The organism is Nonomuraea sp. NPDC052129, from assembly GCF_040680095.1.
GTDB lineage: Bacteria > Actinomycetota > Actinomycetes > Streptosporangiales > Streptosporangiaceae > Nonomuraea.
This window is the reverse complement of record NZ_JBFAVX010000006.1, coordinates 259,532-284,910: the sequence shown is the minus strand read 5'-3', so window position 1 is coordinate 284,910 and position 25,379 is coordinate 259,532. Positions and strand designations below refer to the sequence as shown.

The following is a 25,379-nucleotide window of genomic DNA, read 5'->3' as shown; positions in this document are numbered from 1 at the left end:
TGTGGAGATGACGGATCGTACGTACCGGGTGACCGAGATCGTCGGCACGTCGGGGGAGAGCATCGACCAGGCCATCCGCAACGGGATCAGACGCGCGTCGGAGACGCTGCGGCACCTCGACTGGTTCGAGGTGACGGAGGTGCGCGGGCACATCGACGCGGGCGAGGTGGCGCACTTCCAGGTCGGCATGAAGGTGGGCTTCCGCCTCGAGGACGCCTGACGGCCCCGAGCAGAGCGCTGAAACGGCCATGAGCGCGCCCAGGTGAGTCCCGGACGCGCTCATGAGCCAGTGCTACGGCGAAAGGGTCAGCTCGCCTGGCTGACCGTGGACATGTTGAAGTCCGGCACCCTGATGGCCGGCATCACGGTACGGCTGAAGTAGTCGCCCCACTCGCGCGGCAGCGTCTGCTCGCTGGAACCCACCTCCGAGACCCGCCCCAGCAGGTCGACCGGGCTCTCGTTGAAGCGGAAGTTGTTCACCTCGCCCACGACCTCGCCGTGCTCGACCAGGTAGACCCCGTCACGGGTGAGCCCGGTCACCAGCAGCGTCTGCGGATCGACCTCGCGGATGTACCACAGGCACGTGAGCAGCAGGCCGCGCTCGGTGTCGGCGATCATCTCCGTCAGCGAGCGCCCGTCGCCGGGAGCCCGCACGATCAGGTTGTCGATCGAGGGCGTGACCGGCAGTCCGCTGAGCTCGGCCGAGTAGCGCGTCTGCCGCAGCGCCGTGAGCTGCCCTTCCCGCACCCACTCGGTCGCCGACAGCGGCAGGCCGTTGTCGAAGATCGAGCTCTCGCGGCTGGAGGCGTGGGCGACCACGAACGGCGCGCACTCGATGCCCGGGGCGGCCGGATCGCTGACGAGCGTCACCGGCAGCGTGGCCAACTGCTCACCGACCCGGGTGCCGCCACCCGGCTTGGCGAACACCGAGCGGCCGTCCAGCGCGTCCCTGGCGCCCGCGGACCAGTAGGCGTAGATCATCAGGTCGGCCACCGCGCTCGGCGGCAGCAGGGCCTCGTAGCGCCCCGCGGGCAGGTCCACCCGGGTCTTGGCCCACTCGAGCCGCTGAGCCAGCGACGCGTCGAGCGCCGCCACGTCCACGTCGGAGAAGTCGCGGGTGCCCACGCCCGTCCAGGCCGAGCGCTTCAGGTCAGCCGACTTGGCGTTGAGCTCCAGCCGGCCGGACGGCTGGTCGTGGCGCAGCCGCAGCCCGCTGGAGGTGCCGAGGAACGTCGAGGTCAGCGAGTGCTCCGCGAAGCCGTACAGCCTCCTGCCGCCCGCCTCCGCGGCGGCGAACGCCTCGCCGAGCGCGGGCGCGAACCGTTCGAACACCCCGATGTCGGTCGGGGTCACCGGCTCGGCCCACGAGGCGCTCGCCGGCAGGCCCTCGACCAGCGGCCGCGCGTCCTCGGCCGGCTGCGCCTCGCGCGCCGCCCGGTCGGCCGCGGCCACCACGTCGGCGAGCTGATGCGGTCGTACGGCGGCGCGCGAGACCACGCCCACGCCCTGGCCGGCGATCGAGATCACGGTCAGCCGGGCGGAGCGGGCCACGCCATTGGTCGTGAGCGTGTTGCCCGCGAACCGCAGGTTGGCCGTGGACCCCTCGTCCACGAGCACGACGCAGCCATCGTTGGTGGACAGCTCCAGAGCCTTCTCCACCATGTCCTGCGGAGAGATCTGGACAGGCAGACCGGTATGGCCCGCTGCGGATCGCTGCTCGCTCACTTTCCACCCTCCTGCACGGTGTTGAGGATCCGTACATCCCTGAACAGGCCGGACGGGCAGCCGTGGCTGACCGGCGCGACCTGGCCAGGCTGGCCCTTGCCGCAGTTGAAGGCGCCGCCCAGCACGTACGTCTGCGGCCCGCCGACGGCCTCCATCGACTGCCAGAAGTCCGTTGTGGTCGCCTGGTAGGCGAAGTCGCGCACCTGCCCGGCCAGCCGGCCGTGCGAGATCCGGTAGGCCCGCTGCCCGGTGAACTGGAAGTTGTAGCGCTGCATGTCGATCGACCAGCTCTTGTCGCCGACGATGTAGAGGCCCCGCTCGACCCGCGAGATGAGCTCCTCGGTCGACGGCCCGCCGGGCGCGGCGGCCAGCGAGACGTTGGCCATCCGCTGGATGGGCATGTGCCCCGGCGAGTCGGCGAACGCGCACCCGTTGGACTGCCCGAACCCCTTCATCAGCGCCATCCGCCGGTCGAGCTGGTAGCCGACCAGGATGCCGTCCCTGACGATGTCGAAGCTCTGCCCCTGCACGCCCTCGTCGTCGAAGCCGATCGTGGCCAGGCCGTGCGTGACGGTCCTGTCGCCGGTCACGTTCATCACCGGGGAGCCGTAGACGAGCTCGTTGAGCTGGTCGAAGGTGGCGAAGCTGGTGCCCGCGTAGGCGGCCTCGTAGCCGAGCGCCCGGTCGAGCTCGGTGGCGTGCCCGATCGACTCGTGGATGGTCAGCCACAGATTGGACGGGTCGATCACCAGGTCGTGGTCGCCCGCCTCCACCGAGGGCGCGGCCAGCTTCTCCGCCAGCAGCCCGGGCAGCTGGGCCAGCTCATCGGCCCAGTCCCAGCCGGTGCCCGTCAGGTATTCGTAGCCGCGGCCGACCGGAGGCGCGATCGTCGACATGTCGTCGAATCCGCCGTTGGCCGCCTTCATCGCGTTGAGCTTGGGATGCACGCGTACGCGCTGCTGCGTAGTGACCGTGCCCGCCGTGTCGGCGTAGAACTTCTGCTCCTTGACCTGCAGCAGCCGGGCCGAGACGTGGTCGGCGCCCTTGAGCAGCCCGGCCGACCAGTCGGCCAGCAGCGCCACCTTCTCCGCCGACGGCACCTCGAACGGGTCGACGTCGTAGGCGGAGACCCACACCACCTCGGAGTGGACCGGCTCGGGGGCCAGCTCGATGGGCTCCCGGTTGATCGGGGCGCTCACCTCGGCCACCCGGATGGCCTGCTCGGCCACCTTCGCGGCCGCCTCGGGCGTGAGATGGATGCCTGCGGCGAAGCCCCAGGTGCCGCCCTTGACGACGCGAACCGCGTAGCCGAGGTCGTCGGCGTCCATGGCTCCTTCGAGCCGGGCGTCGTAGAGGCTGAGCGACTCGGCTCTCACGCGTTCCAACCGGAAGTCGGCATGCTCGGCGCCCAGGTCACGAGCGCGTTGCAGGGCGGCGTCCGCCAGCTGCCGCATCGGCAGCTCCAGGAAATCGGAATCGATCTGGCGCATGTCCACGATCCTAACCCTGCGATCTTGTATCCCCCGGACAAGTGGATACCCGCCGGTAGGAGATAGCGTCAGGTGTCATGGCACGCTCTGTACTCGTCACCGGAGGCAATCGCGGCATCGGCCTCGCGATCGCCCGTGAACTAGCCGCGACCGGCGACGCCGTCGCGGTCACCTATCGATCGGGAGAGCCGCCGGAGGGGCTGTTCGGCGTCAAGTGCGACGTGACCAGCATGTCCGACGTCGAGGCCGCTTTCGACAAGGTCGAGGCCGAGCAGGGCCCGGTCGAGGTGCTGGTCGCCAACGCCGGCGTCACCAAGGACACGCTGCTGGCGATGATGAAGGAAGAGACCTTCACCGACGTCATCGACGCCAACCTGACCGGCGCCTACCGCGTGGCCAAGCGGGCCATCAGGCCCATGATGAAGCTCAAGCGCGGCCGCGTCATCCTCGTCTCCTCCGTCGTCGCCCTGTCCGGCTCGGCGGGCCAGACCAACTACGCCGCCTCCAAGGCGGGCCTCGTCGGCTTCGGCCGGTCCATGGCGCGCGAGTACGGCTCGCGCGGCATCACCGTCAACGTGGTCTCGCCCGGCTTCGTCGCCACCGACATGACGGCCGACCTCGACGTGGAGGCCATCACCAAGAACATCCCGCTCGGGCGCCAGGCGTCGCCGAGCGAGGTCGCGCGCGTCGTCCGCTTCCTGGCCAGTGACGACGCCTCATACATCACCGGGGCCGTGATCCCGGTCGACGGCGGACTTGGAATGGGGCACTGACGTGGGAATTCTCCAAGGCAAGCGGATCCTGGTGACCGGCGTGCTCACCGACGCGTCGATCGCGTTCTCGGTGGCCAAGCTGGCCCAGGAGGAGGGCGCCACTGTGGTGCTCACCGGGTTCGGCCGGTTGAGCCTGGTCGAGCGCATCGCCAAGCGGCTGCCCGAGACGCCGCCGGTGATCGAGCTCGACGTCCAGAGCACCGAGCACCTCGACACGCTGGCCGACCGGGTCGGCGAGCACGTCGACGGCCTCGACGGCGTCGTCCACTCCATCGGCTTCGCCCCGCAGAGCGCTCTGGGCGGCAACTTCCTCAACACCACCTGGGAGGACGTCGCCACGGCCCTGCACATCTCGACCTACTCCTACAAGTCGCTGGCCGTGGCCTGCCTGCCGCTGATGAAGGAGGGCGGCGCCGTCGTCGGCCTCGACTTCGACGCGAGCAAGGCATGGCCGGTCTACGACTGGATGGGCGTCGCCAAGGCGGGCCTGGAGTCGTGCAACCGCTATCTCGCCCGCGACCTGGCCAAGCAGAACATCCGCGTCAACCTCGTCGCCGCCGGGCCGCTGCGCACGATGGCGGCCAAGTCGATCCCGGGCTTCAAGGAGTTCGAGGACAGCTGGCCGGAGCGCGCCCCGCTGGGCTGGGACCTGTCCGACACGGTCCCCGCCGCCAAGGCGTGCGTGGCGCTGATGTCCGACTGGTTCCCCGCCACCACCGGCGAGATCGTCCACGTGGACGGCGGTGCCCACGCGATCGGCGCGTGATACCAGGCTGAACGGGCCAGTACGTTGGGCGACGCCGCACAGGCGTCGCCCTTCTTATTTCGCTGAGGCTTATTTCGCTGAGGCTTGTCTTGGTGAGGCCCTGGCATGGAGGGCAGGCGAGCGCGGATGCTGGTGTGATGGGGCGCTGGCTCAAGAACCCGGCAAGGCTGAAGACGCTCAGCGCGCTGAAGAACCCGTGGGTGCTGGGCACGGTGGCCAGTATCGGTGCCGGGGTCCTGCCCCTGGTGGTGCCGGGGGAGTGGCCGCTGGTGTGGCGGGCGCTGATCGCGGTCGTGGCGGCCGCGTTGGCCGGCGCCAGCGGATCGTACTTCGGCGTGGTGCTGACCCGAGCCGAGGACGCCGCCGCGGCCATCGAGGCGCTGCACTTGGTTCTGGACCCGCTGATCCACCACCCGCAGGGCCCGGCCGGCGGAGAGCGCAGCGTGTTCGAGCTGCTGCTGCCCCAGTCATGCCCCACCCCCTTCTGGGGGCGGCGTGGCGAGCGGGACTGGTTGTGGGCCTGGTGCCAGGAGGAGGCGGTGCCGGGCCTGCTGGTGGTGGACGGGCCGGGCGGGTGCGGCAAGACCCGGCTGGCGTTACGGGCCGCCCAGGAGGCCGCCGCGGACGGGTGGGTGGCCGGCTGGCTGCGCGAGGGCAAGGCCGCCGACCTGGTCGACGCGGCCGCGGCGGTGGCCGACTCCCAGGTACTGGTCCTGGTCGACAACGCCGACATCCGAACCGACCTGGCGAACCTGCTGGGCGCACTGGCGCGCTACGAGGGGCGGGCCCGGCTGCGGGTGGTGCTGATCACCCGGCACGGCGTCGAACTCGGCCAGGCGCTGCAATCTCACCTCCCCGAACAACACGCCCTGCTGGTGAAGAGCGCCCCGGTGATGTCGCTGCTGCCGCTGGGGGAGACCTCCGACCTGATCCGCTGGTACGGCGAGGCCGTCCGCGCGTTCGCGGCCGCGCGGGCGACGCCGGCGCCCCCGGTCTCGGACACGATCGCGCCGGTCCGGGAGGGCCAGACCATGGTCGAGGTGCTGACCCAGGCGATGGTGACGGTTTTGCGCCAAGCCGCGCCGACCGGCTCACCCGCGCCCCTGGACGAGGTCGCCGGCGTACTGTTCGAGCACGAGGCACGCTGGTGGCGCGGCACCGCCGCACTGGACCGGTGGGCGGTCGGCCCGGTCACCGACGTGCTGCTGGCCCGCATCGTCGCCGCCCTGGCCCTGTTCGCCCCCGCCGATGAGCCGGACGCCATCGGGGTGCTGAGGCGCGTCCCTGAATTGGCCGACGCCCCCGCCGAACGGGTCACCAACCTGGTCCGCTGGGCTCACTCTCTCTACCCGCCCGCCGCAGGGGCGGGAGTACGTCTCGGCCCGAACCTGCTGGCCGACTGGTTCATCACCACCAGCCTGACCCGTACGGAGGGCGACCGCCATTTCGCCCGCCACCTGCTGAACGACCCGACCGAGGAGCAGGCCGCCCGGATCCTGACCCTGCTGGCCCGCGCGGGCGAACATCACCCACCCGCCCGGCTGCTGTTCGAGCAGCTGCTGGGCGGCGACCCGGTACGGCTGGCCCGCCACGCCATCTACGCCGCCCTCACCACCGCCACGAACCGTCGCGAGCTGGACCACACCACCGCCACCGCCCTTGCCGCCGCCGACCTCGACCCCGACACCACCACCCGGCTTCTGCGGCTCACCCCCGCGTACGCCTTGCCCCGCTGCGCCCTCACGCTGACCCGCCGCCGCCTGCATGGCGCCCGCGCCACCGGCACCCCACCTGAACTCGCCGACGCCCTGACCGACCTCGCGGCCGCGCTGGAGCGGGTGGGTGAGCACAGGGAGCAGGTGCTGGTGACCCGGGAAGCGGTCGGCCTGCGGCGCGGGCTGGCGGACGGCACCCCCGCCCGCCGATTCGACCTCGCCGAGGCCCTGGGCAACCTGTCGGTCGCGCTGAACGGGGCAGGTGAGCCTCGCGAGCAGCTGCTGGCGGCGCGGGAAGCGGTCGATCTGTGCCGTGAGCTTGCGGACGGTGCCCCCGCTTATCGGCGCGACCTCGGCCGAGCCCTGGGCAACCTGTCGGTCGCGCTGCACCACGCGGGTGACCCTCGCGAACAGCTACAGGTGGCACGGGAAGAGGTCGACCTGCGACGCGGGCTGGCGGACGATCACCCCACCCACCGGCCCGGTTTCGGCCGATCACTGATCAGGCTCGCGGGCGCGCTGCACCAGGCGGGTGAGCATCGCGAGCAGCAGCTGCTGGTGGCGCGGGAAGCGGTCGGTCTGTGCCGTGAGCTGGCGGACGGCGACCCCGCCCTCCGGCCCACCCTTGCCCACGCCCTGATCCACCTGTCGGCCGCGCTGAACCGGGTGCGTGAGCATCGCGAGCAGCTGCTGGTGGCGCGGGAAGTGGTCGGCCTGTGCCGTGAGCTGACGGACGGCAACTCCGCCCACCGATTCGACCTCGCCGAGGCCCTGATCGAATGCACGACCGCGCTGAACCGGGTGGGTGAGCACGGTGAGCAGTTGCGGGTGGCGCGGGAAGCGGTCGGCCTGTGCCGTGAGCTGGCGGACGGCAACCCCGGTTGTCGGCCCGCCCTCCGCCGAGCCCTGGGCAACCTGTCGGTCGCGCTGCACCGGGCGGGTGAGCACGGGGAGCAACTGCGGGTGGCACGGGAAGAGGTCGGCCTGTGCCGTGAGCTGATGGACGGCAACGCTTACCGGTCCGACCTCGCCGATGCCCTGGCCAACCTGTCGTTCGCGCTGCACCAGGTGGGTGAACACCACGAGCAGCTGCGGGTGGCACGGGAAGCGGCCGGCCTGTGCCGTGAGCTGGCGGACGGCAACCCCGCCCACCGCCGTGTCCTCGGCGAAGCCCTGGGCAACCTGTCGGCCGCGCTGGACCGGGTGGGTGAGCACGACGAGCAACTGCGGGTAGTACAGGAAGCGGTCGGCCTGTACCGGGAACTCGCCGCCCACGACCCCGAACTCTTCCACCAGGCGTACGTCGACAACCGCGCCACCCTACGGCAGCTACGGCCTCAACATGGCGACCAAGACGACATCACCTTCAACCTGTGACGCGTCGCTCGCCGGCCGCGCGGCTCACTGAAGGGTGGCCACGAACTTCCCGAGCCGGGTGAGTCCTTCGCGAAGATCGTCCGCTGGCGCCGCGTACGAGAGCCGGACGTGTGTCTCCGCCGTGTGGACGCCGAAGTCCCTGCCCGGGGTGAGGGCGACGTGGGCCTCCCGCAGCGCGCGCTCGCAGAACTGCCAGGAGGTGAGCCCGGTGTGGCCGACGTCGAAGTACACGTAGAACGCGCCGTCGGGCGGGACGGGAACCGGCAGTCCGATCCGCGCCAGCCCGTCGAGGACGAGCGCGCGCCGCTCGGCGAACTCGACGCGGCGTGCCTCGCAGACCGCCAGGGACTCGGGGGTGAAGCAGGCCAGAGCGGCATGCTGGGCGGGTGCGGAGGCGCACAGGAAGTAGTTCTGGGACAGGCGTTCCATCGCCGGCACGAGGATCTCCGGGACGACGCACCAGCCGAGTCGCCAGCCGGTCATGCCGAAGTACTTCGAGAAGCTGTTGATGACGATGGCGCCGGGATCGAACGACAGCACACTCCGCGGTGGCCGGCTCCGTTCGTCGTGGTCGCTGAGGTTGAGGTAGATCTCGTCGACCAGGCGCCACGCGTCACGCTCGCGGGCGAGTTCGCAGATCGCGGCCAGTTCGCCGGCCGGAACCGAGGTGCCCGTCGGGTTCGACGGGGTGGCGATCATGATCCCTCGGGTCCGGTCCGTCCAGTTCTCCTTCACCGATGCCGCGTCCAGTTGGAACCGGGTCTCGGCGGTGGCGGGGATGAGCGTGACACGGGCGCCGAAGCTTTCGACGATCTGCCGGTTGCAGGGGTACGACGGGTCCGCGATCAGCACCTCGTCGCCCGTGTCGACGAGTGCCGCGGTGGCCAGCACCAAGGCGGCCGAGGCTCCCGCGGTCACGACGACCCGGGAAGGGTCGACCTCGACGCCGTGCTCGTTCCGGTAGAACCGGGCGATCGCCCGCCTCAGCTCGGGCAGCCCGAGTGCCGCCGTGTAGGGCATCGGCCTGCCGTCCATGGCCTCACGCATCGCGTCGAGTACCGCCGGGGGCGCGCCGAAGTCCGGTTCGCCGATGCTGAGCTTGATGACGTGATGGCCCTGGGACTCCAGCGCAGCGGCGTGCTTGCCGAACTCCATCGCGAAGAACGGCGCGACAGCCTGTGCGCGTCGCGAGATTCTCACGCCACGATCTACGGTGCCGGTCACGCGGTTTCGCCTCTTCCTCCGCCCAAAGTCATGAAAGGGAAGCTTATGCGTAGTTTGCGCGAAGGTGTTCCAACCCGGCAGCTCACAGAGGCAGGGCCGGTTCTCCACGACGCTCTTCATCTGAATGGAGACTCGGTCCTTCAGGGCCGGGAGGAAGCGCCACTCCTCCTTTCGAAAACAGTATGGAAAGGCTCGGTCACGTTCGGTAATATGTGCGGTGGGTGAGGCTGCTGTGACAGGAGGTGCGCGATGGCGATCCGCCGCTCCGCCACCAAACGCAACGGCTTGCCCATGATCGTGCAACTGCGGCTCACACCCACCCCGGCCCAGGCCGACGCCCTGGCCGCGGCGGTGCAGGTGTGCAATCAGGCGGCCACTGCCGTGTCCCGGCTGGCCTGGCAGCACCGTGTCTTCGCTGTGGTGGAGTTGCACCGGCTGGCCTACTACGAGGTGCGCGGGCAGGTGGCCGGGCTGGGCGCCCAAGCTGCCGTGCGGGCGATCGCCCGGGTCGCCGGCGCCTACGCCAACCGGCGCGCCAGCAAGAAACGCGCTCACATCTTCCGCCCGCACGGTGCCGTCCCCTATGACGCACGGCTGATGAGCTTCAACCGGGACGCCCGCACGGTGTCGCTGTGGACCCCCACCGGCCGCGTCACCGTGTCCTACGTCGGCCGGCCGGAAGACCTCAAGGCCGTGGAGGCGCTGCCGCTCGGGGAGGCCGACCTGATCTGCCGGCGCGGCGTGTGGCTGCTGCAGGTCGCCCTCATCCTGCCCAAGCCGGTGGTGCGTGAGCCGGTTCACGGCTTTGTGGGGGTGGATCAAGGGGTGGCGAACCTGGCGGTCACCTGCGACGGCGCGGTGCTGCCCGGCCCCGCCTTGGCCGGGTCGGTCGACGGCAACGGGCACGTGCGTACTCTGCGGGAACGGCGGCACCGGCAACGCCGACGGCTGCAGAAGAAGGGCACGTCGGCGGCGCGGCGGGTGCTGCGCCGTCTGTCTGGGCGTGAGCACCGGATGATGACCGACCTCAACCACCAAATCAGCAAGCACGTGGTGCGCGAAGCCGAACGCACCGGCCGTGGCATCGCCCTGGAGGATCTGCAGGGTATCCGCGGGCGGGTAAGGGTTCATCGGTTCCAGCGGCGCACCCTGCACAACTGGGCCTTCGCCCAGCAGATCACCTTCACCCGCTACAAAGCCGCCCGAGCCGGAGTCGCCTTCGTGCTGGTCGACCCCGCGTATACCTCGCAGGCGTGTCCGGAGTGCGGGTGGGTGTCCAGGGCGAACAGGCCGGCGCGGGGCCGGTTCGTCTGCCAAAGGTGCGGCCTCGCTGGGCACGCCGACCACATCGCGGCCCGCAACATCGCCGCACGCGGCATTGCGGGCTGGGCTGTTATCAACCAGCCACACGCTACCGGCCTCCCTTCCGCCAGACGGGACCGTGAGAGCAAACCACCAGCTTCAACCAGTGGTAGTTGATGACGAGAGTGGAGCTGAGGCGCTGGGCGGTTCTCGCGCCCGCCACGGGTCGAGGTCTTCGGCGTCACCGGCGCCCAGCGGGAGCTCATCGCGACCGGCCAGCAGACGCTGATCTGCCTGCGCTGAGGATCCGCCCAGTGGCCGCCCACGGCCCCTGAGGATCCGTGACAGGGCGCTCCACGGACGAGGCAAGCTGTCCGCGGCAGACCTGTTGGGCGGGGCGTCAGGCCAGGAGGTGGCGGCGGACCTGTTGTGCAGGGCGCTAAGCCAGGCGGTGGCGGCGGCCGTTGTTCGCTCTGGCCGGTTCGAAGGGGATCGAGTCCGGCTGCTCCGTGCGCTGGCGGCGCTGCTGGACGATGCGGGTCGCCAGGATCGCCGAGGTCAGCAGGGCGATCGTCAAGGAGGTGCCCAGGACGTCCGAAGTGGGCTTCGACGGGCGGATGATCGGCTGGTCGCGCAGGGGGGCCGTGAGGTCCTGGGCGAAGGGGTTGGGCCACAGGAGGTCGATACGCGGCTCGTCGGTGTCAGCCGTCTGGATCTTGATCGGGTTCGCGGTCGTGTCCGGCTCGCGGGGATCGGTCTCGGGCGGTGTCGGGCCGTCCGTCGGAAGGGTGGTCGTCGTCGAGTCCCTCTTCTCCCGCTTGTTCGGCTTCGCCGTGGGAGTGGGCTTGGCGGAGTCCTGGGGGGACGGGGTCTCCAGGACGTGTTCGGGGTCCTTGTGCTGCTGGGCGTCCTTATGCTCGCAGGCCAGCACCGGGAGGCAGACCTCGCTGAGGGTGTTGGGCAGCAGGTCCTGGTCCGACGGAGTCGGCTGGGGCTGCCCCGACCTGGTGGGGATCGTCGTCGGGACCGCGTCGCCCACCGTTCCCAGGAGGTCGTCGGCGGTGCCGCCGACCTTCTTCGTCACGGGTTTGAGCGTGTCGCCCGTGAGGCTGTCGACCGTGCCGGTGACCGCCTCCACGACGTCGCACAGGCCGTTCGTCACCCCGGACAGCAGCCCGTCGCCGCGTTTGCAGTCGACCGCCTCGGCCAGCGCGGGCGAGGAGACGACCGGGATCGCGGCCAGCGCCAGCGCGAGAGCTCCAGCCGAGATCGCGGTCCTGCTGCCCATCCGTCCCCTCCTGCGTCGCTTACGGGGGAAATCTTTATGGACATCGGCGGTGTGTCGCAGGCGTTTTCCGGCTAAAGTTGCGATTCGGTATCGACGCGTGACACGCGAGCATGACTCTCGTTCGCTCTCAGTCGAGCGACGACACGTCATCCAGGGCCTCACGTATCTCTCGCGGCAACACCACGTCCTCGGCGGTCAGTGCGCCGGCGAGCTGAGCGTGCGTACGGGCACCGACGATAGCGGAGGCCACGCCCGGCTGGTCGCGAACCCATGAGAGCGCCACCGCCAACGGCGAGACCCCGAGCCCGTCGGCCGCGGTCATCACGGATTCGACCACACGACGGCTGCGTTCGTCGAGATAAGGGCGGACAAAATCGGCGAAATGTGGCGTAGCGGCCCGCGAATCGGCCGGGATGCCCGTACGGTACTTCCCCGTCAGAACCCCCCTGCCGAGCGGCGACCAGGCCATCACGCCCGCGCCCACGTGCTCGGCGGCGGGCAGCAGCTCGCGCTCCGGCTCGCGGGCCAGCAGGGAGTATTCGGCCTGGGCGGAAGTGATGGGGATGCGGCCCGGGATCGCCCGCTGCATGACCGCGGCGGCGGCCAGCTGCCAGCCGGCGTAGTCGCAGACGCCCGCGTAGACGGCCCGGCCCGAGGAGACGATCGCGTCGAGCGCCGCCATCGTCTCCTCCAGCGGCACCTCGGCGTCGTAGGTGTGCAGCTGCCAGAGGTCGATGTAGTCGAGTCCCAGGCGGTTGAGTGAGTCGTCGACCGCGGCGATCAGATGGCGCCTGGAGGCGTCACGCGGCCGGCGGCCCGAGGGCGTCACCACCGCCTTGGTCGAGATCACCAGCTCCGAGCGCGGCACCGAGTCGCGCAGCAGCCGGCCGAGCAGTCGCTCGGCGTCGCCGCCGGTGTAGACGTCGGCCGTGTCGACCAGGGTGCCGCCCGCGCTCATGAAGGTGCGCAGCTGCGCCGCCGCGTCGTCGGCGCTGGTGTCACGCCCCCAGGTCATCGTGCCGAGCCCCAGGCGGGACACCGACAGGCCGCTCCGGCCGACATAGCGCTGCTCCATGATCCCGCCAGGTTACCGCCCGGGTGCGTCAAACGCCGTGATCCACGCCTGCGACACTTGGTCGGTGACCACCCTCCTTCTCGCCCGCCACGGGCTCACCGCACTCACCGGGCCGGTGCTGGCCGGCCGCACTCCCGGAGTGCATCTGAGCGAGGCGGGCCGGGCGCAGGCCGCGGCGCTGGCCGGGCGCATCGCGGGCGTCCGGCTCGACGCCATCGTCTCCAGCCCGCTCGAACGCTGCCAGGAGACGGCCCAGGCCGTCGCCGAGGGGCGCGGCATGGCCGTACAGACCGATGAGCGGTTCGTGGAGTGCGGTTACGGAGCGTGGACCGGGCGGCCACTCAAGGAACTGGCGAAGGAGCCGTTGTGGCAGGTGGTGCAGGCGCACCCCAGCGCGGTGACATTTCCGGAAGGGGAGGCCTTGACGGAAATGCAACACCGGGCCGTGGCCGCCGTACGGGAGTGGAATCAACGCCTGGGGGAGAAGGGAGTCTACCTGGCGTGCAGTCACGGAGACGTGATCAAGGCCATCGTCGCCGACGCGCTGGGGCTCCACCTGGATCACTTTCAGCGGATAACTGCAGATCCCGGAGCTCTCACCGTCATTCGCTATGCCCCCTTGCGCCCCTTTGTTCTCAGGCTTAACGATATGGGGGAATTGCAGCTTCCCGAGGATTCGGAGGAGAAAGACGGGGGAGAAAAACTCTCCGGGAGCGATGCCGCCGTCGGCGGTGGACCCGGAACCACGTAAGGTCAGGCTATGCCGGTCTTCGACTACGACCCACCAGAGAGGTTCGTGGCCGGTGCCTTGGGGCAACCGGGCGCGCGAGCCTTCTTTCTGCAGGCCAGAGCCGAGGGCAGACTGACCACGGTAGCGCTGGAGAAGCTGCAGGTGGCGGCGCTCGCGGGCAGGCTGGACGAGCTGCTCGACGAGGTGCTGCGCCGCAGCGGGGGCACCGCGCACGTGCCCGCCATGGCGCCCGCCGACCTGACGGACGACAAGCCCCTAGAGGTGCCTGTCACGGAGGACTTCAGGGTCGGCACCATGGCACTGGCCTGGGATCCCGATACTTCACAGGTGGTGATCGAAGCGCAGGAGATCATCGACGAGGAAGCCGTCGAAGCACCCGAGCCCGCCATGCTGCGGGTGCGGATCAGCGCCGGGGTCGCCCGTGCGTTCACCCAGCGGGCGCTCCAGCTCGTCGCTGCGGGCCGACCGGCCTGTCCCCTTTGCGGGCAGCCACTCGACCCCGAGGGACACGTCTGCGTCCGCCTCAACGGCTATCGCGGGGGTGAGGCGACATCATGAGCGCTCCGGAGAGCGAACCGGCTACCAGGCCGCCGTCGCACCCGTCGCCCATGGAGGACGAGGGGGCGCTCAAGCTGCTCCGCGACGGCCGCCTGGAAGTGGCGGGCCGCCTCGTCGAGGCGACCAACATGACGCTCTACTGCTCGATCACGCTCGGTGAGCGCACCGCCGCCTGCGTCTACAAGCCCGTACGCGGCGAGCGCCCGCTCTGGGACTTCCCCGACGGCACGCTGGCCGCCCGCGAGGTCGCGGCGTTCGAGGTCTCCCAGGCGACCGGCTGGCAGATCGTGCCGCCGACCGTCCTCCGGGAGGGCCCGTTCGGTCCCGGCATGTGCCAGCTGTGGATCGACACCGAGCGTGAGGTCGACCTCATGCGCCTCGTACGCAGCCGCAACCCGGTGGTGCGCCGGATGGCGGTGTTCGACGCGGTGGTCAACAACGCCGACCGCAAGGGCGGCCACCTGCTGCCGCTGCCCACGGGCCACGTCTACGGGGTCGACCACGGCGTCTGCTTCTCCGCCGAGGACAAACTCCGTACCGTGCTCTGGCAGTGGCGGGGCAAGCCGCTGGCCCGCGACGCCGTGACCACGCTCACCAAGCTGGAGCGCGACATCGAGTCGGGTCAGCTCGGCCGCAGGCTGCGCGAGTTGCTCACGCTCGCCGAGGTCGAGGCGACCTGGAACCGGATCAGGAAGCTGCTCGAAACCGGCCTGCACCCCTACCCCTCCCGCGACTGGCCGGCCATCCCGTGGCCGCCCATGTAGACCGACGCGTCAACTGGCCATCCCCTGGCCGCTCATGGAAAACCGTTTACTACGCTTTGCCCTATGTGCACGGTGATCGTGAAGACGGGTCAGCCCCTGACGCTGATGGGCGTGCGAGACGAGTTCGCCGACCGGCCCTGGGAAGGGCCGGGAGAGCACTGGCCCGAACACCCCGGCGTGGTGGGCGGGCGCGACCTCAAGGCGGGCGGCACCTGGCTGGCCGTCGACCCCGCCCGGCGCCGCGCCGCCGCCCTCCTCAACGGGCACGGCCGGCCCGCGGCCGAGGCCACCAAGATCTCCCGCGGCGACCTGCCGCTCCTCGCCGTCGCGGCCAATGACCTGCCCGATGTCGACCTGACCTACTACGACCCCTTTCACCTGCTGCTCGCCGACCCGAGGCGGGTGCGGCTGTTCAGCTGGGACGGGGAACGGCTCAGCGCCTCCGAGGTGCCCGACGGCACCAGCATGATCGTCAACACCGGTCTCAATCCGGAACACGAACGGGTGGCCGCCTTCCGGCCGCGCTTCGAGAGCACCGCCGACTGGCGCGAGCTCATCGCCGCCGCCCCCTCGTCCGACCCGGCGGCCCTGATCATCCGGCACGAGCTGCCCGACGGCCGCGTCTTCGCCTCGCTGTCGGTGACCCTGGTCACGCTGGCGGCGGAGGGCGTGACGTACGAGTTCACGGACCTGACCGCTGATTCTGGACGGATAGGCTCAAAGGCATGAGATCGTGGTCTGCCCCCGCCATTCCCGCGCTTCCCGGTGAGAGCGTCCCACTGCGGCTCTACGACACGGCGGCCGGGCAGGTCCGGCAGAGCGACCCGGGTCCGACCGCCCGCATGTACGTCTGCGGCATCACCCCCTACGACGCCACCCACCTGGGCCACGCCAACACCTACCTGGCCTTCGACATGGTCGGCAGGGTGTGGCGCGACATGGGCCACGAGGTCCACTACACCCAGAACGCCACCGACGTCGACGACCCGCTCCTGGAGCGGGCCGAGCAGACCGGTGTCAGCTGGCAGGACCTGGCCGAGCGGGAGATCGAGCTGTTCCGCACCGACATGGAGGCGCTGCGCATCGTGCCGCCGCGCGAGTACGTCGGAGTGACCGAGGTCGTCGGCCGGGTGGCCGAGCTCATCGCCAAGCTGGCGGCCAAGGGCGTCACCTACGACCTCGACGGCGACGTCTACTTCAGCGTGGCGGACGCGCCCAAGTTCGGGCAGGTGTCCGGCTACAGCGAGGAGCTCATGGTCGAGCTGTTCGGCGAGCGCGGCGGCGACCCCGACCGGCCCGGCAAGCGCCACCCGCTCGACTGGCTGCTGTGGCGGGCCGAGCGGCCCGGCGAGCCGTCATGGGAGTCGGCACTCGGCCGCGGCCGGCCCGGCTGGCACATCGAGTGCACCTCGATCGCCCTCGACAACCTGGGCGCCGGCTACGACGTCGCGGGCGGCGGCACCGACCTGATCTTCCCCCACCACGAATGCGGCGCCTCCGAGGGGCACGCGGCCACCGGGGAGTGGCCGTTCGCCAAGTTCTACACGCACGCCGGGATGGTGGCGCTCGACGGCGAGAAGATGTCGAAGTCCAAGGGCAACCTGGTCTTCGTCTCCAAGCTGCGGGGGCGGCACGATCCGATGGCGATCCGGCTCGTGCTGCTCGCCCACCACTACCGCGAGGACTGGGAGTACGTCCCGGCCCAGCTCGCCACGGCCGAGGCCCGCCTCGCCAAGTGGCGCTCGGCGGCCGGGCTCGCCACCGCGCCCGAGGCGGGCCGGTTGCTGGCCGAGGTGCGCGAACGGCTCGCCGACGACCTCGACACCCCGGGCGCGCTGGCCGCCGTCGACGCCTGGGTCGAGCGAGCCCTGTCCGAGGGCGGCTCGGACCCGGCGGCGGCGGCCCTGGTCCGCGACCTGACCGACGCCCTGCTGGGCGTCGCACTCTAGACGGACGACGCGGCGAGGCGGCCTACCTTGCCGTCGATCACCTGCGTGTACACGGCCTCGGTCTGCTGCGCGACGCGGGCCCAGCCGTACCTCTCCTGGGCGCGGCGGGCCCCGGCCGCGCCCAGTGCCCGGCGCCGGTCCTCGTCGGCGAGCACGTCGCGCAGGGCCCTGGCCAGCGCGCGCGGGCGGCGGGGCGGCACCAGCACGCCGCAGCCCGCGACCGTGTCGAGGTGGCCGCCGACCGCGGAGGCGACGACCGGCACGCCGCACGCCATCGCCTCGACCGCCACCATGCCGAACGGCTCGTACCAGGGCACGCAGACCACCACGTCCGCCGAGCGCATGAGCGCCGGGACCCGCTCGCGGGGGACGCTGCCGATCACGTGCACCCGGTCCCCGACCCCGCACCCGGCCGCCAGTTCGCGCAGCCGCGCCGCCTCCTCGCCGTCCCGCTGCCCGCCGGCGATCACCAGGTCGGCCCCGGGGAGCCCGCGCATGGCCTGGATCACGGTGTCGACGCCCTTGCGCGGCACCTGGCGGCCGATGCTGAGCACCATCGGGCGCCGGGCGCCCACGGCCACGCGCGGCGCGACGGGGCCACGGGGGCAGAACTCGGTCAGGTCGACGCCGCACGGCACGACCGCGATGCGCCGCTCGGGCACACCCATCGAGAGCAGCTCGCTCACCTCGTCGCCGCAGGTGGCCAGCACTCTGTCGGCGCGGGCGCCGATCTCACGCTCCGTCGCGAGGCGGTGCGCGGGGCTGGTGTCCGCGGGGCCCTGCCAGCGCCGCTTGACCGTGCCCAGCGCGTGGAACGTCTGCACCACCGGTACGTCCTCGGTTGCCTGCAGGGCCGCCTGGCCGCTCATCCAGAAGTGCGCGTGCGCGACGTCGGGCCGGCGCATCGACCAGCGGTCGGCGAGACGATCGGTGAACTCCGGCATGTACAGCGGGAGCTCGTCCTTCGGGATCGGACCTGCGGGCCCGGCCGTGACGTACTCGACCGTGACGCCGGGCGTCAGGGGCACCGAGTCCGGCTGGGCCGGATCGGAGCGGCGGGTGTGAACGACGACCGTGTGCCCGCGCTCTCCCAGCGCGACGGCCAGCGCGGCGACGTAGACGTTCTGGCCACCTGAGTCGACGCTGCCGATCGCGGCCAGGGGGTCCGCGTGTTCAGAGATCAGATCGACATTCACTGGTCAGCTCCCTCACTGCCTTGACCACCACTGCCTTGACCACCTGCTCGCTTGTCACCTGTGACAGACCTGAGTCCCCTGGTGTCCCGGCCGGGGCTCGCGGGACACCGAGGGCACTCCGTAGGGGCCCACCGGGCGGACAGGACGAGCGGGGTGAACAGGCTCACAGCAGGCGTACCGACCACGGCTGCCGGGTGCGCGGGCCGGGTGTTTCCCGCCGCGAGCACGCCGGCCCGCTCGATGAGGGCTGCCAGCTGTGAAAGCGTCGTTCTTCCGCCGAGGCCGACCGCGACATTGTGGGCGACATAGGCGGTGAGCTCGTGCTCCTTGCCTGTCACGATGACCCGGTGCCCGTCTTCGGCCAGCTCCCGGACCGCTTGCCGAGCCGTTCGGCAGGCCAGGTCCTGGCGGGTGCTGACGTCCCCGTGTGCACCACTACATACGCGCCTTCGCCGGCGCCTGTGCCGGTATCTATAAGGTTCCCGATAACGTGCCCGATATCCGGGAGGGGGCGCCGGACAGCGAGTTTTCCCTGATCATCGGGCGATAATTCGTACCCGGCCGCTTGCGCGGGCGCGAACATCCGCCCGCGCCGCCCCACGTACCGCCCCAGAGCCGGCACCTCGACCGGCGAGGGATCGTCCGCCATCGGCCCTCATCTCGTTCCTACTCCTGGACGTAGAGAGGGCGGCTACCGAGAGAAGCGGCTCTCAAACCTGATTCAGCCCTCTGTACTGCGGAAACAGGTCGAATGTCTGGTGGTTTGTCACGCTATGTAGTTGTTTGTGGAAGGGGTCCTCGGGTAGCTGAGGGACAGCGCGACGGAGCTTTTGCTACGGAGTTTTTGCTACGGAGCTGTGCTACGGAGGTGAAGGGTGTTCGAACCACGACGTCCCGGAGCCGTGCTCTTCGACCGGGACGGGACCCTGATCAAGGACGTCCCCTACAACGGCGACCCGGCCAGGGTCGAGCCGATGCCGGGCGCGCTGGAGGCGCTGGCGCGGCTGCGCCGGGCCGACGTGCCGGTGGCGGTCGTCACCAACCAGTCGGGCGTGGCCAAGGGGTTGCTCACGCCGGACGACATGGATCAGGTGAACGCCAGGGTCGAGGAGCTCCTCGGCCCGTTCGACGCGTGGGCCATCTGCGTACACGACGACTCCGACGGCTGCACCTGCCGCAAGCCCGCGCCGGGCCTGGTGATCAGGGCGGCGGCCGTCCTCGACGTCAGCCCGCGCGACTGCGTCGTGGTGGGTGACATCGGCAGGGTCATGGAGGCGGCCAGGGCGGCGGGGGCCAGGGGCATCCTGGTGCCGACCGGCGAGACCCGCAGGGAGGAGATCCAGCAGGCCGCCGAGGTGGCCGAGGACCTGTCCGACGTGGCGGACCGGGTGCTGAGCGCCGTCGCCCAGGCCGGCCAGGCGGCTCGCGTGAGCACGAGCGCGGCGGTCTGGTCACCGCTGGTGGGCTGGAGTCGTTGGTGAGGACTCGCACCGGCAGGTGCACGGCTCCTTCATATGTGACGAGCACGACTATGTGCTTCCGCTCGTTCCCGGCCCAGGTTCCTGGCCGGCTTGGATCGCTTTCTTGAGGATGTATGACCGAGAAAGTGATGGGTAGGGCCATTTGGCATGATGCCAATAGATTGGTCGCACAAGGCCGCCTGCCTGGTCGAAGACCCGGAATTGTTCTTCCCGATCTCGCCCGAGGGGCTGGGTCACGCGGAAGCCGAGCGCGCGAAAGTGATCTGCCGCGACTGCCCAGTACGTGAGCCCTGTCTCGACTACGCGCTCAGCACCGGACAGGCCTACGGCGTCTGGGGCGGCACCGACCCGTCGCAACGACGGGAGATCATCCTGGCATCACCTCGGCGAGAAAGCGTTGGCGCTCGCCGTCCTCGAGGTGGTCGCTGAACAGCACCCCGTCGAGGTGGTCGACCTCGTGCTGCAGCACTCTGGCCAGCACACCCAGCGCCCGCACGGTCACGCCCTTGCCGAAGGCGTCGCGGCCCCGAGCCGTCACCATGTACGAACGTTCCAGCGGCCACCACAGTCCCGGCGCCGACAGGCACGCCTCGTCAGCCGTGACACGCCGCTCCGACAGCTCCAGCCGCGGATTGACCAGGCATCCAGACTTGCCGTCGTAGGAGTAGACGACCACACGTAGCGGCACCCCGATCTGGGGCGCGGCCAGCCCGGCGCGGCCGGCTCCCGCGCGCATCGTCGCGGTCAGGGACTTCACCAGCCCCCGGAGTTCGCGGTCGAAGTCGTGAACCGGCGCCGCCACCGAGCGGAGCACCGGATCGCTGAACATGCGAATAGGGCGGACTGTCACCGCAACTCCCCGATCGGTCGCGTGGTCTGGGGTGGTGCTTCCCATCCGCCTTCGGGATCAACCGCCAGGGTTCTGGGTTGTGGCATCGCGGTAACGGTTCTGCGTTGCAGCAGAGCGGTAGCGGTTCTGGGTTGCGGCAGAGCGGTAGCGGTTCTGGGTTGTAGCACAGCGGTAACAAGGGGGACCCAGCGGCGAAACCGCCCGAAAGCACTATCTACTCTGTGATCTCACTTCCGGCTCATGGACCTGTGATGTTTGGCCGGGCGCTCGGGGCCCGGCCAAGCCCACCACCACGGGGGGTGTTCGCGTGAACGCGCTTCCCCTCGACGACCCGGCGCGTGAGCTGGAGACGGCGCCGGACGCGCTGTCCGGCTTCACCGTCGGCGTGACCGCCACCCGGCGGCGCGAAGAGTTCGGCGCGTTGCTCGAACGGCGCGGCGCACGGGTGGTGAGCGCGCCCGCCATCAGGCTGGTGCCGCTCTCCGAGGACTCCGACCTGCTGGCCGCCACCCGGCTCAGCCTGGCCGGCCCGGTGGACGACGTGGTGATCACCACTGGCGTCGGCTTCCGCGGCTGGATGGCTGCGGCCGAGGGCTGGGGCCTGTCCGCCGACCTGGCCGACCACCTGACCAGGGCCCGCCTGCTCACCCGCGGCCCCAAAGCCAGGGGAGCGGTGCGCGCCGCCGGGCTGAACGACCACTGGACCCCCGCCACCGAGTCCTGCGAGGAGGTCAAGCAGTACCTCCTGGCCCAGGATCTGCACGGCCGCCGCATCGCGGTGCAGCAGCACGGCGAGCCGCTGACGGAGTTCGTCGAGGCGCTGCGGGAGGCCGGGGCCGAGGTGATCGAGATCCCGGTCTACCGGTGGCTGCCCTACCGCGACCCCTCACCGCTGCGCCGCCTCATCACCCAGACGCTCTCCGGCGCCGTGGACGCCGTCGCCTTCACCAGCGCGCCCGCCGTACACGCCATGCTCGGCGCCGCCCGCGCCGAGGGGCTGGAGGACCAGTTGCTGGCGGCGTTCGGCGACCGCGTCGTGGCGGCCTGCGTCGGGCCGGTCACCGCCGGGCCGCTGGTCACGCGCGGCGTACCTACCCTGCAGCCCGAAAGATCCCGCCTCGGCGCCCTGGCCAGGGCCCTGGCCAGGCACCTGCCCGAACACGGCGTCATCCGGCTGGTGGCGGGCGGGCACCGGCTGGAGATCCGCGGGCACGCGGTGGTCGTCGACGGCGAGCTCAGGCCGCTGCCGCCCGCGCCGATGGCCGTGCTCAAGCGCTTGGCCGACAAGCCCGGCAATGTGATCTCCCGCACCGACCTGCGTACCGTGCTGCCGGGCAGCCTGTCGCGCGACTCGGCGGAGCACGCGGTCGAGATGGCGATCACGCGGCTGCGGCGCGCACTGGGGCCCGCCGGGATCGTCGAGACGGTGGTCAAACGGGGCTACCGGCTCGCCTGCAGCCACGAGACGGCGCCCCTGTGACGTCGTCGTCGCGGGCCACTCCCGCTTCTGGCGCGCCGATTCCGGGCGCGTCCACATCGGCCGATTCGAGCGCGTTGGTGCCAGCCGCGTCCGTGCGGGCTGGTTCGGGTGCGTCGGTGCCGGCTGGGTCTGTGGGGGCTGGTTTGGGCGCTTCGGTGCCTGTTGAATGCGGGAAGGTTGGTTCGAGCGCTTTGGTGCCGGTCGTGTCCGGACGGGCCGGTTCGGCCGTGCCCACGTTGGTTCTGGCCGCGCATGGGACGCGGAGCGCGGCGGGGGAGCGGTCGCTGGCCGCCCTGGCGGCGGCGGTCAGGCGGGCGCGGCCCCGGCAGCGCGTCGAGCTGAGCTACCTGGAGATCAGCTCGCCCCTGCTGGCCGACGTGCTGCCCGCCGTCCCCGGGCCCGTGGTCGTGGTGCCGCTGCTGCTCGCCGGCGGCTACCACGTGCACATCGACCTGCCGAACGTCGTCGCCGAACACCGCCCTGACGCGCTCGTCGCGCCGCCGCTCGGCCCGCACCGGCTGCTCACCGTCGCGCTCGCCCGCAAGCTGGCCCGTGCGGGACTGGGCCCCGCCGACACGGTCATCCTGGGCGCGGCGGGCTCCTCGGACCCGGCCGGGCTCGCCGACGTCCGCGCCGCCGCCCACCTGCTGGCGGTACGGTTGGGCCGCCCGGTCACGGCCGCGTTCACCTCGGCGGGCAGCCCGTCGCTCGGCGAGGCCGTGGAACGTCTCAGGTCGGGTCCGTTGCCAGGCGAGGCCGTGGAACGCCTCCGCTCGGGCCCGGCGTCGCGCCTGGCGGTCGCCTCGTACCTGCTGGCGCCCGGCTTCTTCCACGGCCGCCTGGCGGAGGCGGGCGCGGACCTGGTCAGCGAGCCTCTGGGAGCCGACCCGGCCGTGGTGGAGCTGATCTGGCACCGCTTCGACCAGACGACGACCCGGACGGCCGTACCGAACACCTGGAGCGCCGTACAGACCGCTTAGCGCGGCTCACCCGCCGCCGACGGTTTCCCCGGCCACGACACTTCAGGGCCCGGGCCACTCACGGTCGCAGCACTCACGGCCGCGACGCCCGCGGTCCCGGCGCTTGCGATCCCGAGGGACGCGATTCGGACCGACGTGGTTCGGACGCCCGCGATCCCGAGGGACGTGGTTCGGACGCCCGCGATTCGGACGGACGTGATCCGGCGCCCGCGATCCCCGCCGCCCGCAGCTCCTTCGATCCCAACGGACGCCGTGGTCGACGGACGCCATGGTCGGTGGTTGGCGGTTTTAGGGAGGGTGGGCGGTGCAGCCGGGGAGTGTCAGGCGGGGGCGGGTTCGAGGCGGAGTTCGCGGACGATCTCCTGGGCGCCGGCGTCCCGGGACGGTCCCGCGTCGGCGCCCACGAACATCTCGATGTAGGCGTGGTGGAAGCACCCCGCCAGCAGCAGCCGGGCGGTGCCCTCCGGGTCGACGCCGGCGGTCACCCGGCCCAGACGCTGCTCGCCCTCCAGGTAGGCGGCCAGCGGGAGGATCTCCGCCATCGGCCCGAGCCCGTGATCGCGTACGGCCTGCCGGAAGCGGACGGTGACGGACGGCGAGGTGAACGCGGGCAGCGCCACGGCCTGCACATCCGTGTAGTAGTCGATGCCCGCCCGCACGATGGGCAGCAGGTTGTCGGTGACGCTGCCCCTGCCGACGCGGTGGGACAGTCCGTGCAGGATGCTGAGCCAGAGCGGGAGCCGGTCCTGCAGCAGGGCGAGGAAATGGTCCACGGAGCCGCCGGGGCGGTCATCCCTGAGAGAGAGCGCCATCTCCAGGATGCGTCGCCGGGTGTCCTGACTCCTCTGGTGCGGGTCTACGTGGGAAGTCGCCATGGTTGGCCTAACGTGCGCAGTCACATGGATAGGTTCACGTGGGTAGGTGCAACGTGGCATTCGCGGCCGGGGTCCTAGTGACGAGCCGGTCCTGTGGTTCCAGCTTGGTGCAAAGTTGTATGGCTACCGATTATTACCTGAAACTTCCAGAAAGTTCGGTAAACAAAGGCTGCGAGTCAGCTGTCAGTGTCGCGGTCCCGGCGCCGCAGGTAGCGCTCGAACTCGGCGGCGATCGCGTCGCCGCTGGCCTCGGGCAGCTCAGCGGCGTCCTTGCGCTCCTCGAGCTCCTTGACGTATTCGGCCACCTCACTGTCCTGGGAGGCGAGCTCGTCCACGCCGTTCTCCCAGGCGCGGGCCTCCTCGTCGAGATCGCCGAGCGGCATCGGGATCTCCAGCAGGTCTTCGAGGCGGCGCAGCAGCGCCAGCGTGGCCTTGGGGTTGGGCGGCTGGGCCACGTAGTGCGGCACCGACGCCCACAGCGAGACGGCGTCGAGGCCGGCGTCGCCGAACGACTGCTGGAGGACGCCCACGATGCCCGTGGGGCCCTCGTAGCGGCTCAGCTCCAGGTTGGTCGAGCGGGCCAGGTTTTCGTCCGTGGCGCCGCCCAGGATCGGCACGGGGCGGGTGTGTGGTGAGTCATTGAGCAGCGCGCCGAGCATCACGGCCAGCTCGACGCCGAGCTCGCGGCAGACCTCGACGATGTCGGCGCAGAACGACCGCCACCGCATGTTGGGCTCGATGCCGCGCAGCAGCACCACGTCACGCTCGACGCCCGGCGGCCGGGCGCGCAGCAGCCGCGTCGTCGGCCAGATGATGGAGCGGGTCAGGCCGTCGCCCATCTCCACGACGGGCCGGGTGACCTGGAAGTCGTAGTAGTCGTCGGGATCCAGCTCGACCAGCGGCTCCGCCTTCCAGGCGGACTCGAGGTGGGCGATCACACCACTGGATGCCTCGCCGGCGTCGTTCCACCCTTCGAACGCGGCTATGAGCACCGGGTCGACGAGCTCGGGGAGCCTTTCGAACTCGATCACGTGTCGCCTCCTCTCTCCGCTGTCCAGCTAAGCCTATGCGGTGAGGAGGCGGTCATGTCACGGAGTAACGATGATCAGTCATCGTCGCGGAGCGACCGGTCAGACGCCGCCACGCGGCGACGGCCCGGGCGCCCTCAGGTCAGGCGCTCGCACTCGGTGCGGGGTGAGAGTAAGGCGCGGCCGCCAGCACGGGGTGATGGTCAGGCGCGGCCGCCGGAGGTGCTGTGGACGATCAGCACGTCGCAGGAGGCGCGGTGGGCCACGTGCGAGGGCACCGAGCCGAGCAGCCGCCCCGCCAGGCTGTTGAGCCCGCGGTTGCCGACGACCAGCAGATCCGCCTGGTGCGCGGCGGCCAGCGTGATGAGTACGTCGACCGCGTCACCCTCCTCCGCCGCCAGGACGACCTCGGTCGCGCCGGCGGCGACGGCGTGCTCGCGGGCGGCTCTCAGGGCGTCGTCGGCGGGGGTGGAGCCGCTCACCTTGTAGGCCAGGTCGCCGAGCCGGTCCGCGGCGGCGGCCCGCTCGCTGGCCCGCATGGGCAGGTACGCGCACGCCAGGACGAGGGTGGCGCCGGTCGCGCCGGCCAGGGACGCCGCCGCGGAGACGGCGCGGAAGGAGGAGGCGGAGCCGTCGGTGCCGGCCAGCACGGTGCGGTAGGCCATCGGGAACCCCTATTAGACATTTGGTCAAATTGTCTTCCTGGCAGAATAGCCGTCCGCTCAAGCCTTT

The 25,379-nt window shown here is 70.9% G+C and carries 25 protein-coding genes; 14 read left to right on the top strand and 11 right to left on the bottom strand.

All coding sequences use genetic code 11. The features are described from left to right. Positions 1–7: 7 nt before the first annotated feature. Positions 8–220 (top strand): dodecin, encoded by a 213-nt coding sequence (locus tag AB0L53_RS17305; RefSeq protein WP_225291326.1) that lies wholly within the window; start codon positions 8–10, stop codon positions 218–220. Positions 221–306: 86 nt separating this feature from the next. Here AB0L53_RS17305 and AB0L53_RS17300 read toward each other — a convergent pair whose 3' ends face one another. Next, complete coding sequence (locus AB0L53_RS17300; RefSeq protein ID WP_363994575.1) at positions 307–1,662, bottom strand: metallopeptidase TldD-related protein; 1,356 nt, start codon at positions 1,660–1,662, stop codon at positions 307–309. Between the two features lie 59 nt (positions 1,663–1,721). Continuing rightward, on the bottom strand, positions 1,722–3,215 hold the full coding sequence (locus tag AB0L53_RS17295; RefSeq protein WP_363994283.1) for a TldD/PmbA family protein: 1,494 nt from the start codon (positions 3,213–3,215) through the stop codon (positions 1,722–1,724). A gap of 77 nt (positions 3,216–3,292) precedes the next feature. Here AB0L53_RS17295 and fabG point away from each other — a divergent pair, with 77 nt between their 5' ends. From fabG to AB0L53_RS17280, 3 genes are all read left to right on the top strand, one after another. Then, positions 3,293–3,988, top strand: coding sequence for a 3-oxoacyl-ACP reductase FabG (gene fabG, locus AB0L53_RS17290; RefSeq protein WP_363994280.1), 696 nt, complete (start codon positions 3,293–3,295; stop codon positions 3,986–3,988). A gap of 1 nt (position 3,989) precedes the next feature. Further along, positions 3,990–4,754, top strand: a complete 765-nt coding sequence (fabI, locus tag AB0L53_RS17285; RefSeq protein ID WP_358540636.1) for an enoyl-ACP reductase FabI — start codon at positions 3,990–3,992, stop codon at positions 4,752–4,754. A gap of 137 nt (positions 4,755–4,891) precedes the next feature. Beyond that, entirely contained in the window at positions 4,892–7,846 is a 2,955-nt protein-coding gene (locus tag AB0L53_RS17280) for a hypothetical protein (RefSeq protein ID WP_363994277.1), read from the top strand. 24 nt (positions 7,847–7,870) lie between these two features. On the opposite strand, the gene AB0L53_RS17275 is transcribed toward AB0L53_RS17280, so the two are convergent. Continuing rightward, a complete protein-coding gene (locus AB0L53_RS17275; RefSeq protein WP_363994274.1) occupies positions 7,871–9,046 on the bottom strand; it encodes a pyridoxal phosphate-dependent aminotransferase in 1,176 nt (391 codons plus the stop codon). Positions 9,047–9,319: 273 nt separating this feature from the next. On the opposite strand from AB0L53_RS17275, the gene AB0L53_RS17270 reads away from it, so the two are divergent. Next, on the top strand, positions 9,320–10,549 hold the full coding sequence (locus tag AB0L53_RS17270; RefSeq protein ID WP_363994271.1) for a transposase: 1,230 nt from the start codon (positions 9,320–9,322) through the stop codon (positions 10,547–10,549). A gap of 262 nt (positions 10,550–10,811) precedes the next feature. Here the strand turns inward: AB0L53_RS17270 and AB0L53_RS17265 are convergent, their stop codons facing one another. Together AB0L53_RS17265 and AB0L53_RS17260 are read right to left on the bottom strand one after the other, a co-directional pair. Further along, entirely contained in the window at positions 10,812–11,660 is an 849-nt protein-coding gene (locus AB0L53_RS17265; RefSeq protein WP_363994268.1) for a hypothetical protein, read from the bottom strand. 127 nt (positions 11,661–11,787) lie between these two features. Then, entirely contained in the window at positions 11,788–12,735 is a 948-nt protein-coding gene (locus AB0L53_RS17260; RefSeq protein WP_358204678.1) for an aldo/keto reductase, read from the bottom strand. Positions 12,736–12,799: 64 nt separating this feature from the next. Between AB0L53_RS17260 and AB0L53_RS17255 the strand changes: the two genes are divergently transcribed. The 5 genes from AB0L53_RS17255 to mshC all read left to right on the top strand — a co-directional run bounded on the left by AB0L53_RS17255 (position 12,800) and on the right by mshC (position 16,757). Next, the gene (locus AB0L53_RS17255; RefSeq protein ID WP_358204684.1) at positions 12,800–13,486 is read left to right on the top strand and encodes an MSMEG_4193 family putative phosphomutase; all 687 of its coding nucleotides are present in this window, start codon (positions 12,800–12,802) and stop codon (positions 13,484–13,486) included. 9 nt (positions 13,487–13,495) lie between these two features. Then, on the top strand, positions 13,496–14,044 hold the full coding sequence (locus AB0L53_RS17250) for a DUF3090 domain-containing protein (protein ID WP_219528509.1): 549 nt from the start codon (positions 13,496–13,498) through the stop codon (positions 14,042–14,044). After that, on the top strand, positions 14,041–14,808 hold the full coding sequence (locus tag AB0L53_RS17245; RefSeq protein WP_358540648.1) for an SCO1664 family protein: 768 nt from the start codon (positions 14,041–14,043) through the stop codon (positions 14,806–14,808). Before AB0L53_RS17250 ends, AB0L53_RS17245 begins: the two co-directional genes overlap by 4 nt. Before the next feature lie 63 nt (positions 14,809–14,871). Next, complete coding sequence (locus AB0L53_RS17240) at positions 14,872–15,537, top strand: NRDE family protein (RefSeq protein WP_363994263.1); 666 nt, start codon at positions 14,872–14,874, stop codon at positions 15,535–15,537. Next, the gene (gene mshC, locus AB0L53_RS17235) at positions 15,534–16,757 is read left to right on the top strand and encodes a cysteine--1-D-myo-inosityl 2-amino-2-deoxy-alpha-D-glucopyranoside ligase (RefSeq protein WP_363994260.1); all 1,224 of its coding nucleotides are present in this window, start codon (positions 15,534–15,536) and stop codon (positions 16,755–16,757) included. Before AB0L53_RS17240 ends, mshC begins: the two co-directional genes overlap by 4 nt. Here the strand turns inward: mshC and AB0L53_RS17230 are convergent. Then, positions 16,754–17,953: a glycosyltransferase gene (locus AB0L53_RS17230; protein ID WP_363994257.1), complete on the bottom strand. Its 1,200-nt coding sequence runs from the start codon at positions 17,951–17,953 to the stop codon at positions 16,754–16,756. The two genes, mshC and AB0L53_RS17230, sit on opposite strands and share 4 nt — an antisense overlap. After that, a complete protein-coding gene (locus tag AB0L53_RS17225) occupies positions 17,950–18,291 on the bottom strand; it encodes a glycosyltransferase family 9 protein (protein WP_363994254.1) in 342 nt (113 codons plus the stop codon). Before AB0L53_RS17225 ends, AB0L53_RS17230 begins: the two co-directional genes overlap by 4 nt. Before the next feature lie 537 nt (positions 18,292–18,828). Here AB0L53_RS17225 and AB0L53_RS17220 point away from each other — a divergent pair. Together AB0L53_RS17220 and AB0L53_RS17215 are read left to right on the top strand one after the other, a co-directional pair. After that, complete coding sequence (locus AB0L53_RS17220) at positions 18,829–19,434, top strand: HAD-IIIA family hydrolase (protein ID WP_363994251.1); 606 nt, start codon at positions 18,829–18,831, stop codon at positions 19,432–19,434. 147 nt (positions 19,435–19,581) lie between these two features. Further along, complete coding sequence (locus tag AB0L53_RS17215; protein WP_363994248.1) at positions 19,582–19,863, top strand: WhiB family transcriptional regulator; 282 nt, start codon at positions 19,582–19,584, stop codon at positions 19,861–19,863. Here the strand turns inward: AB0L53_RS17215 and AB0L53_RS17210 are convergent. Beyond that, on the bottom strand, positions 19,802–20,284 hold the full coding sequence (locus tag AB0L53_RS17210; protein WP_358540664.1) for a peptide deformylase: 483 nt from the start codon (positions 20,282–20,284) through the stop codon (positions 19,802–19,804). The two genes, AB0L53_RS17215 and AB0L53_RS17210, sit on opposite strands and share 62 nt — an antisense overlap. 307 nt (positions 20,285–20,591) lie before the next feature. Between AB0L53_RS17210 and AB0L53_RS17205 the strand changes: the two genes are divergently transcribed. Beyond that, on the top strand, positions 20,592–21,764 hold the full coding sequence (locus AB0L53_RS17205) for a uroporphyrinogen-III synthase (protein WP_363994244.1): 1,173 nt from the start codon (positions 20,592–20,594) through the stop codon (positions 21,762–21,764). A 227-nt stretch (positions 21,765–21,991) separates the two neighbouring features. Next, a complete protein-coding gene (locus AB0L53_RS17200; RefSeq protein WP_363994241.1) occupies positions 21,992–22,744 on the top strand; it encodes a CbiX/SirB N-terminal domain-containing protein in 753 nt (250 codons plus the stop codon). 320 nt (positions 22,745–23,064) lie between these two features. Here AB0L53_RS17200 and AB0L53_RS17195 read toward each other — a convergent pair whose 3' ends face one another. The 3 genes from AB0L53_RS17195 to AB0L53_RS17185 all read right to left on the bottom strand — a co-directional run bounded on the left by AB0L53_RS17195 (position 23,065) and on the right by AB0L53_RS17185 (position 25,312). Further along, complete coding sequence (locus AB0L53_RS17195) at positions 23,065–23,556, bottom strand: hypothetical protein (protein ID WP_363994238.1); 492 nt, start codon at positions 23,554–23,556, stop codon at positions 23,065–23,067. A 239-nt stretch (positions 23,557–23,795) separates the two neighbouring features. After that, the gene (locus tag AB0L53_RS17190; RefSeq protein WP_358540675.1) at positions 23,796–24,650 is read right to left on the bottom strand and encodes a PAC2 family protein; all 855 of its coding nucleotides are present in this window, start codon (positions 24,648–24,650) and stop codon (positions 23,796–23,798) included. A 200-nt stretch (positions 24,651–24,850) separates the two neighbouring features. Next, positions 24,851–25,312: a universal stress protein gene (locus tag AB0L53_RS17185; RefSeq protein ID WP_358540678.1), complete on the bottom strand. Its 462-nt coding sequence runs from the start codon at positions 25,310–25,312 to the stop codon at positions 24,851–24,853. Positions 25,313–25,379 lie beyond the last annotated feature (67 nt).

Coding starts and splice junctions, on each gene's coding strand:
- AB0L53_RS17305 (WP_225291326.1), top strand. CDS start 8: ATGACGGATCGTACGTACCGGGTGACCGAGATCGTCGGCACGTCGGGG.
- AB0L53_RS17300 (WP_363994575.1), bottom strand. CDS start 1,662: ATGGTGGAGAAGGCTCTGGAGCTGTCCACCAACGATGGCTGCGTCGTG.
- AB0L53_RS17295 (WP_363994283.1), bottom strand. CDS start 3,215: ATGCGCCAGATCGATTCCGATTTCCTGGAGCTGCCGATGCGGCAGCTG.
- fabG (WP_363994280.1), top strand. CDS start 3,293: ATGGCACGCTCTGTACTCGTCACCGGAGGCAATCGCGGCATCGGCCTC.
- AB0L53_RS17280 (WP_363994277.1), top strand. CDS start 4,892: ATGGGGCGCTGGCTCAAGAACCCGGCAAGGCTGAAGACGCTCAGCGCG.
- AB0L53_RS17270 (WP_363994271.1), top strand. CDS start 9,320: ATGGCGATCCGCCGCTCCGCCACCAAACGCAACGGCTTGCCCATGATC.
- AB0L53_RS17265 (WP_363994268.1), bottom strand. CDS start 11,660: ATGGGCAGCAGGACCGCGATCTCGGCTGGAGCTCTCGCGCTGGCGCTG.
- AB0L53_RS17260 (WP_358204678.1), bottom strand. CDS start 12,735: ATGGAGCAGCGCTATGTCGGCCGGAGCGGCCTGTCGGTGTCCCGCCTG.
- AB0L53_RS17250 (WP_219528509.1), top strand. CDS start 13,496: ATGCCGGTCTTCGACTACGACCCACCAGAGAGGTTCGTGGCCGGTGCC.
- AB0L53_RS17245 (WP_358540648.1), top strand. CDS start 14,041: ATGAGCGCTCCGGAGAGCGAACCGGCTACCAGGCCGCCGTCGCACCCG.
- AB0L53_RS17240 (WP_363994263.1), top strand. CDS start 14,872: ATGTGCACGGTGATCGTGAAGACGGGTCAGCCCCTGACGCTGATGGGC.
- mshC (WP_363994260.1), top strand. CDS start 15,534: ATGAGATCGTGGTCTGCCCCCGCCATTCCCGCGCTTCCCGGTGAGAGC.
- AB0L53_RS17215 (WP_363994248.1), top strand. CDS start 19,582: ATGATGCCAATAGATTGGTCGCACAAGGCCGCCTGCCTGGTCGAAGAC.
- AB0L53_RS17195 (WP_363994238.1), bottom strand. CDS start 23,556: ATGGCGCTCTCTCTCAGGGATGACCGCCCCGGCGGCTCCGTGGACCAT.
- AB0L53_RS17185 (WP_358540678.1), bottom strand. CDS start 25,312: ATGGCCTACCGCACCGTGCTGGCCGGCACCGACGGCTCCGCCTCCTCC.